Annotated in this window: 13 protein-coding genes; 5 read left to right on the forward strand and 8 right to left on the reverse strand. The window is 69.8% G+C overall.

The features are described 5' to 3' along the window. Positions 1-79 precede the first annotated feature (79 nt). Genes CGR01S_RS07915 through CGR01S_RS07925 form a run of 3 tightly spaced genes read right to left on the reverse strand, consistent with a single transcriptional unit; the run spans position 80 to position 5,341 of the window. Positions 80-562 carry a CreA family protein gene (locus CGR01S_RS07915; RefSeq protein ID WP_042424876.1) on the reverse strand — a complete coding sequence of 161 codons (483 nt, stop codon included), beginning with the start codon at positions 560-562 and terminating at the stop codon, positions 80-82. Then, on the reverse strand, positions 562-3,129 hold the full coding sequence (gene cphA, locus CGR01S_RS07920) for a cyanophycin synthetase (RefSeq protein WP_042424880.1): 2,568 nt from the start codon (positions 3,127-3,129) through the stop codon (positions 562-564). The genes CGR01S_RS07915 and cphA overlap by 1 nt, the downstream gene beginning before the upstream one ends. A 25-nt stretch (positions 3,130-3,154) precedes the next feature. Beyond that, positions 3,155-5,341, reverse strand: a complete 2,187-nt coding sequence (locus CGR01S_RS07925; protein WP_042424882.1) for a cyanophycin synthetase — start codon at positions 5,339-5,341, stop codon at positions 3,155-3,157. A 215-nt stretch (positions 5,342-5,556) separates the two neighbouring features. Between CGR01S_RS07925 and CGR01S_RS07930 the strand changes: the two genes are divergently transcribed. The 3 genes from CGR01S_RS07930 to CGR01S_RS07940 all read left to right on the forward strand — a co-directional run bounded on the left by CGR01S_RS07930 (position 5,557) and on the right by CGR01S_RS07940 (position 8,954). Next, positions 5,557-7,869 carry a cyanophycin metabolism-associated ABC transporter gene (locus CGR01S_RS07930; protein ID WP_042424885.1) on the forward strand — a complete coding sequence of 771 codons (2,313 nt, stop codon included), beginning with the start codon at positions 5,557-5,559 and terminating at the stop codon, positions 7,867-7,869. Between the two features lie 17 nt (positions 7,870-7,886). Next, positions 7,887-8,375: a cyanophycin metabolism-associated DUF1854 family protein gene (locus CGR01S_RS07935; RefSeq protein ID WP_245616775.1), complete on the forward strand. Its 489-nt coding sequence runs from the start codon at positions 7,887-7,889 to the stop codon at positions 8,373-8,375. 144 nt (positions 8,376-8,519) lie between these two features. Continuing rightward, the gene (locus tag CGR01S_RS07940) at positions 8,520-8,954 is read left to right on the forward strand and encodes a hypothetical protein (protein ID WP_042424891.1); all 435 of its coding nucleotides are present in this window, start codon (positions 8,520-8,522) and stop codon (positions 8,952-8,954) included. A 73-nt stretch (positions 8,955-9,027) separates the two neighbouring features. Here CGR01S_RS07940 and CGR01S_RS07945 read toward each other — a convergent pair whose 3' ends face one another. Then, on the reverse strand, positions 9,028-9,936 hold the full coding sequence (locus tag CGR01S_RS07945) for a 5'-nucleotidase (RefSeq protein ID WP_042424894.1): 909 nt from the start codon (positions 9,934-9,936) through the stop codon (positions 9,028-9,030). 8 nt (positions 9,937-9,944) lie between these two features. Continuing rightward, complete coding sequence (gspF, locus tag CGR01S_RS07950; RefSeq protein ID WP_042424898.1) at positions 9,945-11,165, reverse strand: type II secretion system inner membrane protein GspF; 1,221 nt, start codon at positions 11,163-11,165, stop codon at positions 9,945-9,947. A gap of 199 nt (positions 11,166-11,364) precedes the next feature. Between gspF and CGR01S_RS07955 the strand changes: the two genes are divergently transcribed. Then, positions 11,365-11,850, forward strand: coding sequence for a CZB domain-containing protein (locus tag CGR01S_RS07955; RefSeq protein ID WP_042424901.1), 486 nt, complete (start codon positions 11,365-11,367; stop codon positions 11,848-11,850). 17 nt (positions 11,851-11,867) lie between these two features. Here the strand turns inward: CGR01S_RS07955 and CGR01S_RS07960 are convergent, their stop codons facing one another. From CGR01S_RS07960 to CGR01S_RS07970, 3 genes are read right to left on the reverse strand one after another with little or no spacing between them, the layout of a single operon-like run. Further along, entirely contained in the window at positions 11,868-12,746 is an 879-nt protein-coding gene (locus tag CGR01S_RS07960) for a hypothetical protein (RefSeq protein WP_156967527.1), read from the reverse strand. A gap of 16 nt (positions 12,747-12,762) precedes the next feature. Then, positions 12,763-13,536, reverse strand: a complete 774-nt coding sequence (locus CGR01S_RS07965) for a LytR/AlgR family response regulator transcription factor (protein WP_042424906.1) — start codon at positions 13,534-13,536, stop codon at positions 12,763-12,765. Continuing rightward, positions 13,533-14,642, reverse strand: coding sequence for a sensor histidine kinase (locus CGR01S_RS07970; RefSeq protein ID WP_042424908.1), 1,110 nt, complete (start codon positions 14,640-14,642; stop codon positions 13,533-13,535). Before CGR01S_RS07970 ends, CGR01S_RS07965 begins: the two co-directional genes overlap by 4 nt. Positions 14,643-14,693: 51 nt before the next feature. On the opposite strand from CGR01S_RS07970, the gene argH reads away from it, so the two are divergent. Beyond that, a complete protein-coding gene (gene argH, locus CGR01S_RS07975; protein WP_042424911.1) occupies positions 14,694-16,151 on the forward strand; it encodes an argininosuccinate lyase in 1,458 nt (485 codons plus the stop codon). The last annotated feature ends 25 nt before the right edge of the window (positions 16,152-16,176 follow it).

The raw sequence follows: 16,176 nt of genomic DNA on the forward strand, positions 1-16,176 counted from the left end.
TTGTTTTCAGGCTATTTCAGGGTAAAAGATATTTGAAAATGGCCTGTGGCAAGCGCTGCCAGCTATGCTTTTTGAAGCGCTACGGCTTGACCGGAATGGGCGTGGCGCGGTCCACCGGCACGGCGGTCACGCTGTTCTGCGGCGAGCCGTCGATGAGCTTGTCCGAGTAGGTCAGGTAGACCAGGGTGTTGCGCTGCGCGTCCACCATGCGCACGATGCGCAGGCGCTTGAACAGCAGGGACATGCGCTCGCTGAACACCTCTTCCTGCTGGCGCAGCGGCGGCTTCGGGAAGCCGATGGGCCCCACCTGGCGGCAGGCGATGGAGGCCTCGGCCCGGTCCTCGGCCAGGCCCAGCGTGCCCTTGATGCCGCCGATGCGCGCCCGCGAGACGTAGCAGGTCACGCCCTGCACGGCCGGGTCGTCGTAGGCCTCGACGATGATGTCGTGGTCGCGCCCTATCCACTGGAAGGCCGTGTCCACGCTGCCGATCTTCTCGCCGCTGGCGGCCTGCGCGCAGCCTGCCGCGGCCAGCGCCAGGGCGGTGAGCCAGCGCGCGCGCATCACGCGGCCTCGGCGCAGCGGCGCGCCAGGTGGGCCAGGGCTTCTTCCACCTGGTCGACCAGCACCAGGCACAGGTCGCCCGGTGCCAGGCGCTCCAGCGCGGTGTCGATGGCGGTGAACTCGCCGCGGATCTCTTCCACATGCCGCGTGCGCGTGGCGCCCTCCAGGCCCTCGCGCAGCAGGGCCATGACCTCGCCGTCGGCGCGGCCGCGCTGGGCGGCGTCCTGGTAGAGCAGCACGTCGTCGAAGGCCGCGCCCAGGATCACGGTCTGCGCACGGATGTCCTCGTCGCGCCGGTCGCCCGCGCCGCTGATGACCACGCTGCGGCGCTTGGCGGGCAGGGCGTCCACGGCCTGCACCAGGGCGCGCATGGCGTCGGGGTTGTGGCCGTAGTCGGCAATGATGGTCGCGCCCCGGTAGTCCATGACGTTGAAGCGCCCGGGGGCGTTGTCGCTGTCGTTGACGAAGCCCGAGAGGCCGCGGCGGATGGTCTGCCACGGCAGGCCTGCGCCCCAGGCCGCGGCGACGGCGGCCATGACGTTCTCGACCTGGAAGGCGATCTTGCCGCCGCGTGTGATGGGCACGTCGCGCAGGTGGATGGTCTCGCGCCAGGAGCCCTCGGCGGCGACGATGGAGTCGCCGTCCACGTACACCGTGCGGTGCCCCTGGGCGCGGTGCGTGGCCATCAGGGGGTGCTGGCGGTCGCTGGCGAAGTAGATGACCTTGCCCGGGCACACGCTGGCCATGGCGGCGACGATGGGGTCGGCCGCGTTGAGCACGGCGTAGCCGCTGCTGGCCACGTTCTGCACGATCACGCGCTTGAGCACCGCCAGGTCCTCCACCGTGGTGATGAAGTTCAGGCCCAGGTGGTCGCCCTCGCCGATGTTGGTCACCACGGCCACCTGGCAGCGGTCAAAGCCCAGGCCTTCGCGCAGGATGCCGCCGCGCGCCGTCTCGAACACGGCGGCGTCCACCTCGGGGTGCAGCAGCACGTTGCGCGCGCTCTTGGGGCCCGAGCAGTCGCCGCTGTCGATCTGGCGACCGTTCACGTACACGCCGTCGGTATTGGTCATGCCCACGCGCAGGCCGTGGGCGGTGAACAGGTGGGCGATCAGGCGCGCCGTGGTGGTCTTGCCGTTGGTGCCGGTCACGGCCACGGTGGGGATGCGGCCGTCCTCGCCATGGGCAAAGAGGCGGTCCACGATGGCCTGGCCGATGGGGCGCGGCTTGCCGTAGCTGGGCGAGAGGTGCATGCGCAGGCCCGGGGCGGCGTTCACCTCGACGAAGCCGCCGCCTTGCTCCTCCAGCGGGCGCAGCACGGTCTCGGCCACCATGTCCACGCCGCAGATGTGCAGGCCCACCATGCGCGCGGCCGCCACGGCGCGCGCGGCCACCTCGGGGTGCACCTCGTCGGTCACGTCGGTGGCCGTGCCGCCGGTGGAGAGGTTGGCGTTGTTGCGCAGCACCACGCGCTGGCCCTTCTCGGGCACGGAGTCGGGCGTGAGGCCCTGCAGGGCCAGGCGCGCCAGGGCAATGTCGTCCAGGCGGATCTTGGTCAGCGCCGTGCCGTGGCCGCTGCCACGGCGCGGGTCCTGGTTGACGATGTCCACCAGCTCGCGCACCGTGTGCTCGCCGTCGCCCAGCACCTGGGGCGGGTCGCGCCGCGCAGCCGCCACGAGCTGGTCGCCCACCACGAGCAGGCGGAAATCCTGGCCCGGCAGGAAGCGCTCGACCATCACCGTGCCGTAGTCGGCGGCATTCTTGTAGGCCTCTTCGAGCTGGGCGCGGTCGGTGATGTTCACCGTCACGCCCTTGCCCTGGTTGCCGTCCTGGGGCTTGACGACCACGGGCAGGCCCACCTCCTGGGCCACGGCCCAGGCTTCCTCGACGGTTTCCACCGGCCGGCCCAGGGGCACGGGCACGCCGGCGGCGTGCAGCAGGCGCTTGGAGAGGTCCTTGTCCTGGCCGATGGACTCGGCCACGGCGCTGGTGGAGTCGATCTCGGCGGCCTGGATGCGGCGCTGCTTGGAGCCCCAGCCGAACTGCACCAGGCTGCCGCGCGTGAGGCGCCGGTAGGGAATGCCGCGCGCCACGGCGGCCTCGACGATGGCGCCCGTGCTCGGGCCCAGGCGCTCGTCCTCGTCGAGCTCGCGCAGCGCTGCCAGGGCGGCCTCGGCGTCGAAGCGGCCGCCGGCCAGCGCGGCCTGGACCAGCGCCTGCGCGTCGTCAAAGGCCTGGCGGCCCACGGCCTCCTCGCTGTACTCGACCACCACCTGGAACACGCCGGGCTCGATGGTGGCCGTCACGCGGCCGAAGGTGACCGGGCAGCCCGCCTGGGCCTGCAGCGCCAGGGCGGCTTCCTGCAGCACATGGGCCAGGGAGACGGCGGCGCCGCCCTCGGTGTGCAGCGGGCCGATGGCCGGAAACAGCGCGCGCAGGCGCTGCTCGAAATCGGGCAACAGGCCGATGTCGCGTTCGGCCTCGCTGCACGCCACGATGGCCTCGATGGCCGTGAGACGGGTCCAGAGGTTGGGGCCGCGCAGGGCGCGGATGCGGGTGACTTCCATGGTCGGTCTTTCGGTGGGCTCTGGCTCAGGCCAGGTCGGGCTCGAAGGTCTTGATGCCGGCAGCGATCAGGTCGGGCGCGATGTCCAGCGCCCAGGCCGTGGCGGCGATGGCCAGCAGCGTGTCGGTATCGGCCGCCACGGCGTTGCGGCCGAAAGTGAGTTCGGAGACGGTGCCCAGCACATGCTCGGCCGTGCCGGTGGCCAGCACCACGCGGCCGTTCTTCACGACGACGGCGCGGCCGTTGTCCTGCGCGCGGTGCTGCGCGATGGCGGGCAGTTGCGCATCCTGGGCGTACAGCACCACGGCGCCGTCGCACAGCGGCGCGAGCTCCAGCACCTGCGGCTCGGCGGCGTTGAGCACGGCGGCGCCGCCCGGCAGCACCACGTCCACCTGGGTGCGCAGCACCTTGAACATCTGCTCCTGCTCATGCACGTCAAAGGCGGCCAGGGCCTCCTTGCCGTCCATGTCGGTCACCACGCCCACCTGGCAGCGGTCGTAGGCCAGGCCGTCCTGCAGGATGGTGCGTGCATCGTTCTCGATCACGGCGGCCTGCACCATCTGGTTCATGAGCAGGCGGTGCGCAGCCTCCCAGTGGGCGCTGTCCTTGGTGTCCACGCGGCGACGGTCGAGGAACAGGCCCTCGCGGCAGGCCACGCCCGTGTGGCGCCCGCCCAGGTGCAGCAGCCAGGCGACCACGCGCGCAATGGTGCTGGTGCCGCGCGTGCCGGCCACGCCTACCAGCGGGATGCGGCCTGCGCCGCCTTCGCTGGCCTCGTCGGCGGGGAACAGGTGCTCGGCAATCGCCTGGCCCACGGGACGCGGTGCGCCGATGGCGGGCTTGAGGTGCATGAGCAGGCCCGGGCCGGCGTTCACTTCGACAATGGCACCGCCCTGTGCGTGCAGGGGGCGGGCGATGTCCTGCGCCACCAGGTCGATGCCGGCGATGTCCAGACCCACGACCTTGGCCGCCAGCTGGGCGATGTAGGCCACCTCGGGGTGCACTTCGTCGGTGCAGTCCACGGCCACATTGCCATTGCGCTGCACCACCACCTGGCGCCCGTGCTCGGGCACGGAGTCGGGGGTGAGGTCCTGGCGCTTGATTTCGAGCTGCACCTTGGCGTCGCTCTCCACGTCGATGATCTCCAGCGGGTACTCTTCCTCGTAGCCGCGGCGCGGGTCGGAGTTGAGCTGGCTGTCGATGAGTGCGCGCACGGTGTCGCGGCCGTTGCCCGTGATGCTCACCACCTCGCCGCGTGCGGCCGCCACCACCTTGCCCGCCACCACCAGCAGGCGGTGCTCGTTGCCGGGAATGAAGCGCTCGACCATCACGTCGCTGCCCTCGGGGTAGGCGACGTGGTAGGCGGCCTTGATGTCCTCTTCCTTGCGCAGGTCCAGCGTCACGCCCCGGCCGTGGTTGCCGTCCGAGGGCTTGACCACCACCGGCAGGCCGATGTCCTGCGCCGCCTCCCAGGCCTCTTCGGGGCTGTGCACGATCTGCCCTTCGGGAATGGGCACGCCGCAGGCCTTGAGCAGGCCCTTGGTGAGGTCCTTGTCCGAGGCGATGCCTTCGGCGATGGCGCTGGTGAACTCGCTCTCGGCCGTCCAGATGCGGCGCTGCGCGGCGCCGTAGCCCAGTTGCACGAGGTTGCCGTCGTTCAGGCGGATGTGCGGAATGCCCCGGTCCGTGGCGGCGGTGACGATGCAGGCCGTGCTCGGGCCCAGGTACTGGTCGTCCACCTCGGTGCGCACGCGCGCGACGGCGGCCTGGACGTCAAAGGGCTGGTCGTTGATCGCCGCCATGATCAGGCGGTGCCCCTGCTCCAGCGCCACGCGCGCCACGCGCTCGTCACGGGCGCGGAACACCATGCGGTAGACGCCGCGCTGGGAGGTCGAGCGCGTCTGGCCGAACCCCGTGGGCATGCCCGCAAGGTTGAGCAGCTCGATGACGATGTGCTCCAGCACATGGCCGCACCAGGTGCCCTCGTGCAGGCGCTGCAGAAAGCCCCCGCGCTCGCCCACACCGCAGTGGTGCTCGACCAGCGCGGGCAGCCAGGCGGTCAGGCGCTCGTTGAAGCCCGGCAGCAGGTGCGAGGGATGGTCTTCGAGTGCGCCCAGGTCCAGCCAGACTTCGAGCGCCGGACGGTAGGTCCAGATATTGGGACCGCGCAGGTAGTTGATGCGCAGCAGTTGGATGTCGTTGAATGTCGCCATGGGTTGCAGCGGTGGGGTTGGCGCCTGGGGCAGGCTGAAGAATGGGGCGATTGTGCTCCCAGCCGGGCACATTGCGGGCGTGTCAGCGGGGGGCGGGGGTGCAGCGTTGAGACTGGAAAACTACCGCCACCCCCCTTTGCGGCACGATGGCGGACAATTCCGCATTGCGCAAGCCAGGCGCCCAGAGGCCGCCGCCTGCGCACACACCGAGCCACATGCCACACCACCATTCTGTAGACGCCTCCGGTGTCTTTCAAAGCCCCTGGGGGGGCGAACTGCGAGCCCGGCTCGCTTCCCACGAGAACGTCCTGGCCAGCCTGGAGGTTGACCTTGCCAGCACGCTGCAGTTCGGCAGCGGCCTGGTCGTGCTGACCGCCGAGCGCCTGCTCGCCCGCGCGCCCGGCGAGGCGGACTGGCGCGACTGGCCGCTGCAGCCCGGCCTGGAGCTGCGCGTGTCCGACCACGGCGGCGTGGGCACGCTGGAGCTGCACGACGCCCGCCAGCGCCTGCAGCTCTGGCGCTTCACCATGGGGGGCCATGCCCAGGCCCTGCGCCTGGTGCAGCGCATGGAGCAGCAGCTGCAGCGCCTGCAGGCGGGCGCCGGCGCCCCCCAGGCCGCGGCCGACGAGGCCCAGTGCCCCGTGTGCCACGCCGCCCTGCCGCCCGACAGCGACGAATGCCCGGCCTGCGCGCGCGCGCAGCAGCCGCCCACCTCCACCTGGGTGCTGCTGCGCCTGTGGCGCTTTGCCCAGCCCTATAAAAAGCAGCTGGCCGCCGGTTTCGCGCTCACGCTCGCTTCCACGGCGGCCACGCTGGTGCCGCCGTACATGACCATCCCGCTGATGGACGACATCCTCATCCCCTACCAGAGCGGCAAGACCATAGACCCCATGCTGGTGGCGCTCTACCTGGGCGGGCTGCTGCTGGCGGCGCTGCTGGCCTGGGGCCTGGGCTGGGCGCGCACCTACATCCTGGCGCTGGTGTCCGAGCGCATCGGCGCCGACCTGCGCACCACCACCTACGAGCACCTGCTGCGCCTGTCGCTGGACTACTTCGGCGGCAAGCGCACGGGTGACCTGATGGCGCGCATCGGCTCGGAAACGGACCGCATCAACGTCTTCCTGTCGCTGCACGCCCTCGATTTCGTCAACGACGTGCTGATGATTCTGATGACCGCGGTCATCCTGTTTTCCATCAACCCCTGGCTGGCGCTGGTCACGCTGGTGCCGCTGCCCTTCATCGCCTGGCTGATCCACAACGTGCGCGACCGGCTGCGCACGGGCTTCGAGCGCATCGACCGGGTCTGGAGCGAGGTCACCAACGTGCTCGCCGACACCATCCCGGGCATCCGTGTGGTCAAGGCCTTTGCCCAGGAAAAGCGCGAGGCGGACCGCTTCCGCGCCGCCAACCAGCACAACCTGGAGGTCAACGACCGCCTGAACAAGACCTGGAGCCTGTTCTCGCCCACCGTGTCGCTGATGACCGAGATCGGCCTGCTCGTGGTCTGGGCCTTCGGCATCTGGCTGGTGGCGCACGACCAGATCACCGTGGGCGTGCTCACGGCCTTCATCGCCTACATCGGGCGCTTCTACACGCGGCTCGATTCCATGAGCCGCATCGTCTCGGTCACGCAAAAGGCGGCGGCCGGGGCCAAGCGCATCTTCGACATCCTGGACCATGTGAGCAACGTGCCCGACCCGGCCCACCCGGTCCAGGTGGACAAGGTGGCCGGGGCCATAGAGATGCGCGGCGTGGGCTTTCGCTACGGCAGTCGCACGGTGATCAAGAACCTGAACCTGGACATCCGCCCCGGCGAGATGATCGGCCTGGTGGGCCACAGCGGCTCGGGCAAGAGCACGCTGGTCAACCTCATCAGCCGCTTCTATGACGTCTCGGACGGCGCCATCCTCGTCGACGGCGTGGACGTGCGCCGCTTCGCCGTGAGCGATTTCCGGCGCCACATCGGCCTGGTGCTGCAGGAGCCCTTCCTGTTCTTCGGCACCATTGCCGAGAACATCGCCTACGGCAAGCCCGACGCCACGCGCGCCGAGATCGTCGCCGCTGCGCGCGCCGCGCACGCGCACGAGTTCATCCTGCGCCTGCCGCACGGCTACGACAGCCTGGTGGGCGAACGCGGCCAGGGCCTGTCGGGCGGCGAGCGCCAGCGCATCTCGATTGCGCGCGCGCTGCTCATCGACCCGCGCATCCTCATCCTCGACGAGGCCACCTCGGCCGTGGACACCGAGACCGAGAAGGAAATCCAGAAGGCGCTGGACAACCTGGTGCAGGGGCGCACCACCATCGCCATCGCCCACCGCCTGTCCACGCTGCGCAAGGCCGACCGCCTGGTCGTCATGGACCGCGGCGAGATCGTGGAGGTCGGCCCGCACGACGCCCTCATGGAACAGCAGGGCGCCTACTGGCGGCTCTACCAGGCCCAGGTGCGCCGCGCCGAAGAGGACGCGCAGGCCGCGGGCGTCGTCATCGACAGCAGCCTGCTGCACAGCGCCCATCCCGCGGGCCAATGACCAACGCAAGGTTTCCCATGTCCCACCCTGCTTTTTCTACCGCCGGCCTGCAACTGCAACGCGACGCCCACGGGCTGTTGGTGCTGCAGCTCCCGGACGGCACCGTGCACAGCGGCGTCACGCCGGTCCGCGCCTTTCCGCTGGCCGCGCCCGAAGAGGGCCTGTCGTTCGTCGGCCCCGACGGCCGCGAGCTGTGCTGGATCGACCGCCTGGACGACCTCGCCGCGCCCGTGCGCAGCCTGGTGCGCGCCGAACTGGCAGTACGCGAGTTTGTGCCCACTATCACCAGAATCAGCACAGTATCGAGCTTCTCCATGCCCAGCACCTGGTCGGTGGAGACCGACCGCGGCGCCACGCGCTTCACCCTCAAGGCCGAGGAAGACATCCGCCGCCTGCGCGGCCGCACCGCCTTGCTCATCGCCAGCGCCGAGGGCGTGCACTACGCCGTGGCCGACACCAGCGCCCTGGACAAGGCGTCACGCAAGCTGCTGGAGCGGTTTTTGTAAGCCTGGGAGGTGGATTGTTATAAGGGTTTACCCTGGTTTTGTGTCAATCGGTAAAAAAGACCTCAACTTCCCCTTCTTTTTACCGAAATAAAGGCACGAGACGGTGATAGTGCGCCGTCTGAACACTTTTGTGAGGTCACCGCCATGCAACTGCCACCTGTCGACCGATCTCCGATCTGGCGTCCCCAGGGCGCAGATCTGTACTCCACCGGAGCCTCCGGGGCGGTGCCGGTGCGTCCCGTCCACAATGCCAATCCGGTCGAATCCATGGACCGGCTGGGCGAGGGCGCGGTGGTCAAGACGCCCGAGAAACCCTCGGACCCGGACGTCCAGAACCGCGACTGGACGGCGGTGAAGACGGCGGAAAAAGTCGAGGAGCCCCCGGAGCCGCCCAAGGAGCCGCCGCTCTACAAGCTGCTCATCGAGCACCTGCACGCGCTCTGGCGTGCCAGCGGCAGCGCCATCGAGGCGGCGCAGGAGGTCAACAAGAACACGCTGCAGGAGCGTCTGGCCCCCCAGGCGCAGAACGAGCCGCTCACGTACTCCGACCCCAAGGTCAAGAAGACCGGCGGTCTGTAAACGTTTTTGCTCTCAAAAACATAGCTTTAGGCGCCCGTACTACGGGCGCTTTTTGCATTTTTGACCCTTTTTCTCAGGGTGCGGACGCATGGGCCACGCCGCTGCGCACATGCCCGGCAGGCACATGCTGGGCGGCCGAAGCCACATGGCCCGTCTGGTCGTCGAAAAAGAAGTCGGGCTCGAACTCGCGCAGGAACTCGCCCTTGGGCAGGCCGCCGAGGAACATGGCTTCGTCCACGGCGATGTTCCAGCTCATCAGCGTGTGGATGGCGCGCTCGTGGGCCGGTGCGCTGCGCGCCGTGACCAGGGCGGTGCGGATGCGCATGGGCGCGCCGCCGCTTTGCTGCAGCCGGTGCAGGGCCGAAAGAAAGGGCTTGAAGGGGCCGGGCGGCAGCGGCAGGTGGGCCTTCTCGGCCTCATGCGCCTGGAAGGCGTCGAGGCCGCCGGACTGGAACACGCGCTCCGCCTCGTCGGAAAACAGCACGGCGTCGCCGTCGAAGGCAATGCGCACTTCGTGCGGGTTGGTGGCGCTGGCCTGGGCCGACTGCGTGGCCACCTGTGCGGCCGGGTAGCCCATGCTCAGCGCCTGGGCCACGTCGGCGGCATTGGCCGAGAGAAACAGGTGTGCGCCCAGCGGGCGCAGATAGCGAAAGGGCGCGGCCCCCTGGGTGAACACGCCGCGCTGCACGCTGGTCAGGCCGTGGGCATGCGCCGAGCGGAACACGCGCATGCCGCTGGCCGGGTCGTTGCGCGAGAGCACCACCACCTCCACGCGCTGCTGGCCCGGCTCGTTGAACGCCAGGAGCTTCTTCACCAGCGAGAACGCCACGCCGGGGGCCGCAGGCACATCCAGGCGCGCCAGTTGCAGGTGCATGTAGGCCTGGGCGTCGCCCTGGTCGAACAGGCGGTTCTCCTCCTCGAAGTCGAACAGGGCGCGCGAGGAAATCGCCACCACCAGCTTGTCTTCCAGCGTCTGTGCCATGGCCGTGCCTACTTCATGAATTGGTTGAGCTCGATGATGGGCTGCAGCACCGCGAGCACGATCAGCATCACCACCACGCCCATGGTGACGATGAGCAGCGGCTCCAGCAGCGTGGCCAGTTGCAGGGCGCGCCGCTGCACCTCGGCGCTGAACTGCGTGGCGGCGCGTTCGAGCATCAACGGCAACTGCCCGGTTTGCTCGCCCAGGCGGGCAAACATGGGCAGCAGGCCGGGAAAGCGCTTCTTCTGGGCCAGGGCCGTGGCGAGCGGTGCGCCCTCGCGCACCATCACCAGGGCATCGAGGGCGTCGGCGCGCAGGGCGCGGTTGTGCAGCGTCTCGGCCGCTGCCTGCAGCGCCTTGAGGATGGGCACCCCCGCGCCGGCGAGCATGGCCAGCGTGCTGGCAAAGCGTGCTGCGTTGTAGCCGCGCGCCAGCCGCCCGAGCAGCGGCAGGCGCAGCCAGAAGGCATCGAAGCGCGTGCGCAGGGTGTCGATGGTGAGCGCCCAGCGCCCGGCCAGCAGCCCCAGCCCCAGCGCCGCGCCCAGCCACAGGCCCCAGGCGCGCACGAAACTGCTGATCCCCAGCATGGCCACCGTGAGCAGCGGCAACTGGCGCTTGGTGCCCGCGAACACGCCCGCCACCTGCGGCACCACGTAGCTCACGAGGAACAGCACGATGAGGATGGCCACCACCGTCACGATGGCCGGGTAGAGCGCCGCGCCGATGAGCTTGGCCTGCAGGGCCTGGCGTTCCTCCAGGTCGTCGGCCAGGCGCTCGAGCACCAGGGCGAGGTTGCCGCTGTGCTCGCCCGCGCCGATCACGGCGCAGTAGATGTCGGAGAACTCGCGCGGATGCTGCTGTAGTGCACGCGCAAAGGTCGAGCCCGCATTCACTTCCGCGCGCAGCAGGGCCACGAGGTGGTGCTGGCGTTCGTTCTCGGCCTCGTCGGCCAGTGCCGTGAGGGCGCGCTCCAGCGGCAGCCCCGAGGCCAGCAGCCCGGCAAGCTGGCGTGTCCAGATGGCCAGGGCCGCCGATCCGAACACCGGGCGGCCCCAGCCGCGCGCCTGCGCTGCGCCGCTGCCCGCGCTTTCGCCCACGGCCTGCACGGCCAGCGGAACCAGCGCCTGGGCGCGCAACTGGCTGCGCGCCGCCCTGGCCGTGTCCGCTTCAAGCACCCCCTTGCGGGTCTGGCCCTGTGCGTCCAGGGCTTCAAAGGAAAAGGCAGGCATGGGAGGGCGTCGGGCGCAGGCGGCGGATGGAACAGGTCAGGATGGTAGCCGCTGATTGTGCATGGCCTGGGGTGCCTGCGCCCCCGATGTTGCGCATAGGCGTGCGGTGCGGCGCAAAATGCCCGATGATGGCGAAATCAGGCGATAGAACTGCGCGGGATGCACGGTGCGGCGCAGCGAGCGACACCAGGAGGGGTGTATGGGATTCTTCAGCCGTATTTTCAAATTCCGGGAGCAGGACTCCTCCAGCCCCGAGACGACCTGGTCCTACGAGGACAACGCCAGCGAGCTGGTGCTCGACCCGGAATCCGCGGCCACGCTGCTGACCGAATTCGACATCGAGGCCGCCATCGCCAGCCATGAGAAATGGAAACAGCGCCTGCAGCACATGCTCGAAGGCCGCCAGCCCCTGACCCTGGATGCGCAGCAGGTGGCCGACCATGCGGCCTGCCCCCTGGGGCAGTGGCTGCAAGGGCCGGGCAAGGAGGCGCTGGGCCAGTACCCGGCCTTCGAGATGCTGATGGCGCGGCACCGGTACTACCACACGCAGGCCGCGGCCGTCGTGGCGCTGGCCCAGGCGGGAGAGCAGGACAAGGCCTGGCGCCTGTTCCAGGGCGGCTACCGCCATGCGTCCAACCAGGTGACCCTGCTGCTCAAGGAGCTGCGCCGCGGGCTGGGGCAGTGAGCCCAGCGCGGTCCTCTTTATTTCAGGTACTTGGCGTACAGCGCCTTGGTCTGCGGCGGAAAATGCTGGCCTTGCGTCTGTGAGCCGAGCTCCGAGGCGAATTGCCAGCCGAAGAACAGGATGTGGTCGTAGCCTTCGGCGTAGGCCAGCTGGCGCGCGATGAAGGCATCGAACGTGGCGCCGTCCCAGTCCGGAAACTTGAAGGCCTGCGCGATGAACCATGTCTCCACGCCCGGATGGGCCTGTTGGGCCATGGCCGGAAATGTGGCGGACCAGTCGTGCAGCCTGTCGATCAGGCGGGGATCGCCCAGCCAGTAGGGGTCGGTGCCCACCCAATCCACCAGCGCAATGGCCCGGGGAAGGTAGTCCTGCACCAGGGGGTGCTCGAACACGGCGTAGGGAGTCACCGTGATGCCCACAGAGGCCTGTGGAATATGGCGGCGCACCAGGCGCACGGCGGTCTGCAGGGCCTCCAGCTTGGCCTGCAGGTACGCGGGCGTGGCGCAGCCCTGGCAAAGCTGCCAGAAGATCTCGTCCTGCACCAGCACGCGGATGCCGGGGGTGAGCAGGTCCCCATGCGCGCGGGCATAGGCCACCAGCTGTTGCTCTGCGTCCGGTGCGATCAGCGCGTCCGTGCCCTCGGCCGGGTGCAGCATGAACAGCAGGTCCAGGATGTTCTGCCGGCCCGCGGCCTGGATGGCGCGGGACGTGGAAGGATTGCCGGAGTACCCGGCATTCGTGCGCAGGGCCGAGCTGCTGATCTCTGCACCGGTCGAGAAGACTTCGCCCACCAGGCGGGCCGGGGGTTGGGGCGCAGGGGTATCGGCGCCGCCGCCGCAGGCCTGCAGCAGGCAGGTGCACAAGGCGAGAGCAAAGAGTCGGATGAGTGCATTCATGGATTGATGGGGAGGTTCAGCCGCTGGTCAGGGCATCGCGCACGGCGCCCACTTGGCGGCGCGAGACCGTGAGCAGCTCGGCCAGCCCGTGCAGGCGTGCAGCCCAGCATTCGCCTTCCTCGGGGTCATGGTGGCGCTCGAGCGCGCGCAGGGCATGCCGGGCCACCAGGGCGTTGCGGTGGATGCGCAGAAAGCGCCCAGGATAGCGGCTTTCCAGCTCGCTCAGCGCACCGTCGAGCACATAGCTGCGCGTCAGTGTGCGCACGGTCACGTATTTCTGCTCGGCCTTGAAATACAGCACCTCGGCCAGCGCGATGCGCTCCGTGCGTCCCCGGTCCTGGATGAGCAGCATCTCGCCCCGGCCTGCGGGCGTGGCGTCTGGGGGCGGGGCGGCGGCGGCCGGCGGGCGCTGCAGCCGCTGCACCTTGGCCAGGGCCTGCTGCAGGCGCTCCAGGCGCACGGGCTTGGTGAGGTAGTCCGCGGCGTCGAGTTCGAAGGCACTCACGGCATGGTCGGCATGGGCGGTCACGAACACCACGGCGGGCGGGTGGCGCAGGCCCTGCAGGTTGTGCGCCAGGCTCAGGCCGTCCTGCCCGGGCATGTGCACGTCCAGCAGCAGCAGATCGAAGGCCTGGCCGCCGCTGGGCTGCAGCAGGGCCAGGGCCTCGCTGGCGCTGGCCGCCTCGCGCACCAGGTGCGGCTGCCGGCCGGTGCTGCCGGCGTCGTCGGCCAGCAGCCTGCGCAGGCGGCTGCGGGCCAGGGGTTCGTCGTCGACCACCAGGATATTCATGGTTTCTTGCGGGGGGATGCGTTCTGCCGCGGCCGGTGGGCCGGGGTGCGCGGCGCGGGCAGGCTGATGCGCACCTGGTACAGGCCGTCCTGCACCCCGGCGCTGAAATCGCCCTGCACGTCGTGCAGCAGCGACAGGCGCGCACGCACATTGGCCAGGGCAATGCCGTGGCCGCGTGGCGCGCGGCCGGTGGCGGCGCCCTGTTCCGGCAGGGTGTTGGTGATGCGGATGACCACGCGGCTGCCGCGCAGCTCCGTGACCACGCGCAGCTTGCCGCCGCGCGCACTGGGCTCCACGCCGTGCTTGACGGCGTTTTCCACCAGCGGCTGCAGCAGCAGCGGGGGCAACAGCGCGCCCTCGGTGCGCGGGTCGAGCTGCCACTGCACGCGCAGGCGCTCGCCAAAGCGCACCTGCTCTATGGCCAGGTAGCGCCGCGCCAGGCGGATCTCGTCGGCCAGGGCCACGGCCTCGCCCTGCTCGACCAGGGCCGAGCGGAACAGGTCGCTCAGGTCTTCGAGCAGGGATTCGGCCTTGGCGGGCTCGTCGCGCACCAGGGCGATGGCGCTGTTGAGCGAGTTGAAGAGGAAATGCGGGCGGATGCGCGCCTGCAATTCCGTGAGCCGCGCGGTCGTCGCTGCCGGGGTGCGCGCGCGCGCGCGCAGAACCAGTGCGGCCACCAGCAGCCCGGCGAGCAGTGCACCGCTGGCAGCCCCGGCCACCCAGGCCGGGTGCTCCGTGGCGCCGATGAGCCGCAGCATGGCACAGGCCGCGAGGCCGGCCAGGGCGCCCAGCAGGATGCCGGCGGCGTACTGGCCCTGCGTGCGCAGGCCTTCGAGCCATTGCTTGAGGCTGCAGGCCGCCACCAGCCAGGCCAGCGTGGCGGGCAGCGCCACGCCGGTGAGCCAGGCCAGCCGGGCGAGCCAGTCCAGGGGGTGGTCGGCGCCGTACAGCGCCCCGACGCCGAGCACGCCTTCGACGAACAGCACCGCGCGCAGGACCACGCCCGCATGGCAGGCATCGAACACCAGTGCCCGGCCCGCTGGCCGGAGCGGGCGGGCGGTCGCAGGGGCATCGGGCAGGGTCGATAAAATTTGCGTCTCTTGCATCGCGGCATCCGGGCGCACCGGGTGTCTGTTCCACCGGATTATTGCCCCCCCATGCCCACCAGCCAACCCACCCAGCCTTCCCACAACCAGCTCGACACCAAGGCGCAGGCGTGGTCGGCGCTGTTCTCCGAGCCCATGAGCGAGCTCGTCAAACGCTACACCTCCAGCGTGTTCTTCGACAAGCGCCTGTGGCAGGCCGACATCGCGGGCAGCCTGGCGCATGCCGAGATGCTGGCGGCGCAGGGCATCATCAGCCAGGAGGATCACGCCGCCATCCAGCGCGGCATGGCCCAGATCACCCAGGAGATCGAGTCCGGTGCATTCGAGTGGAAGCTCGACCTGGAGGACGTGCACCTGAACATCGAGGCGCGCCTCACGCAGCTCGTGGGCGACGCCGGCAAGCGCCTGCACACCGGCCGCAGCCGCAACGACCAGGTAGCCACCGACGTGCGCCTGTGGCTGCGCGGCGAGATCGACCTGATCGGCGGCCTGCTCACCGACCTGCAGAAGGCGCTGGTGGAAGTGGCGGAGAAGAACGTGGAGGTGATCCTGCCCGGCTTCACCCACCTGCAGGTGGCGCAGCCCGTGAGCTTTGCGCACCACCTGCTGGCCTACGTGGAGATGTTCGCGCGCGATGCCGAGCGCATGCAGGATGTGCGCCGCCGCACCAACGTGCTGCCGCTGGGCTCCGCGGCCCTTGCCGGCACCACCTACCCGCTGGACCGCGAGCGCGTGGCCCAAACCCTGGGCATGGACGGCGTGTGCCAGAACAGCCTGGACGCCGTGAGCGACCGTGACTTCGCCATCGAGTTCACGTCCGCCGCCAGCCTGTGCATGGTGCACTTGAGCCGCCTCTCCGAAGAGCTCATCATCTGGATGAGCCAGAACTTCGGCTTCATCAAGATTGCCGACCGCTTCACCACCGGCTCGTCGATCATGCCGCAGAAGAAGAACCCCGACGTACCCGAGCTCGCGCGCGGCAAGACCGGCCGCGTGGTGGGCCACCTCATGGGCCTGATCACGCTGATGAAGGGCCAGCCCCTGGCCTACAACAAGGACAACCAGGAAGACAAGGAGCCGCTGTTCGACACCGTGGACACGCTCAAGGACACGCTGCGCATCTTTGCCGAGATGGTGGGCGGCCAGCTCAACCCCGCCACCGGCGCCAAGGAAGGCGGCATCACCGTCAACGCCCAGGCCATGGAGGCCGCTGCGCAAAAGGGCTACGCCACCGCCACCGACCTGGCCGACTACCTGGTGAAGAAGGGCCTGCCCTTCCGCGACGCGCACGAAACCGTGGCCCACGCCGTCAAGGCTGCAAGCTCGCACAACTGCGACCTCTCGGAACTGCCGCTGGCCGTGTTGCAGGGCTTCCACGCGAGCATCGACAAGGATGTCTACGAGTGCCTGAGTCTGCGCGGCTCGCTGGGGGCGCGCAACACGCTGGGCGGCACGGCGCCGGCGCAGGTGCGCGCGCAGATCGCGCGCCATCGCGCGCGCCTGGCCTGAGGGCCGGGCGGGCGCAGGGCCGGGC

This window comes from Comamonas granuli NBRC 101663 (assembly GCF_000739995.1).
GTDB classification, from domain to species: Bacteria; Pseudomonadota; Gammaproteobacteria; order Burkholderiales; family Burkholderiaceae_C; genus Simplicispira; species Simplicispira granuli.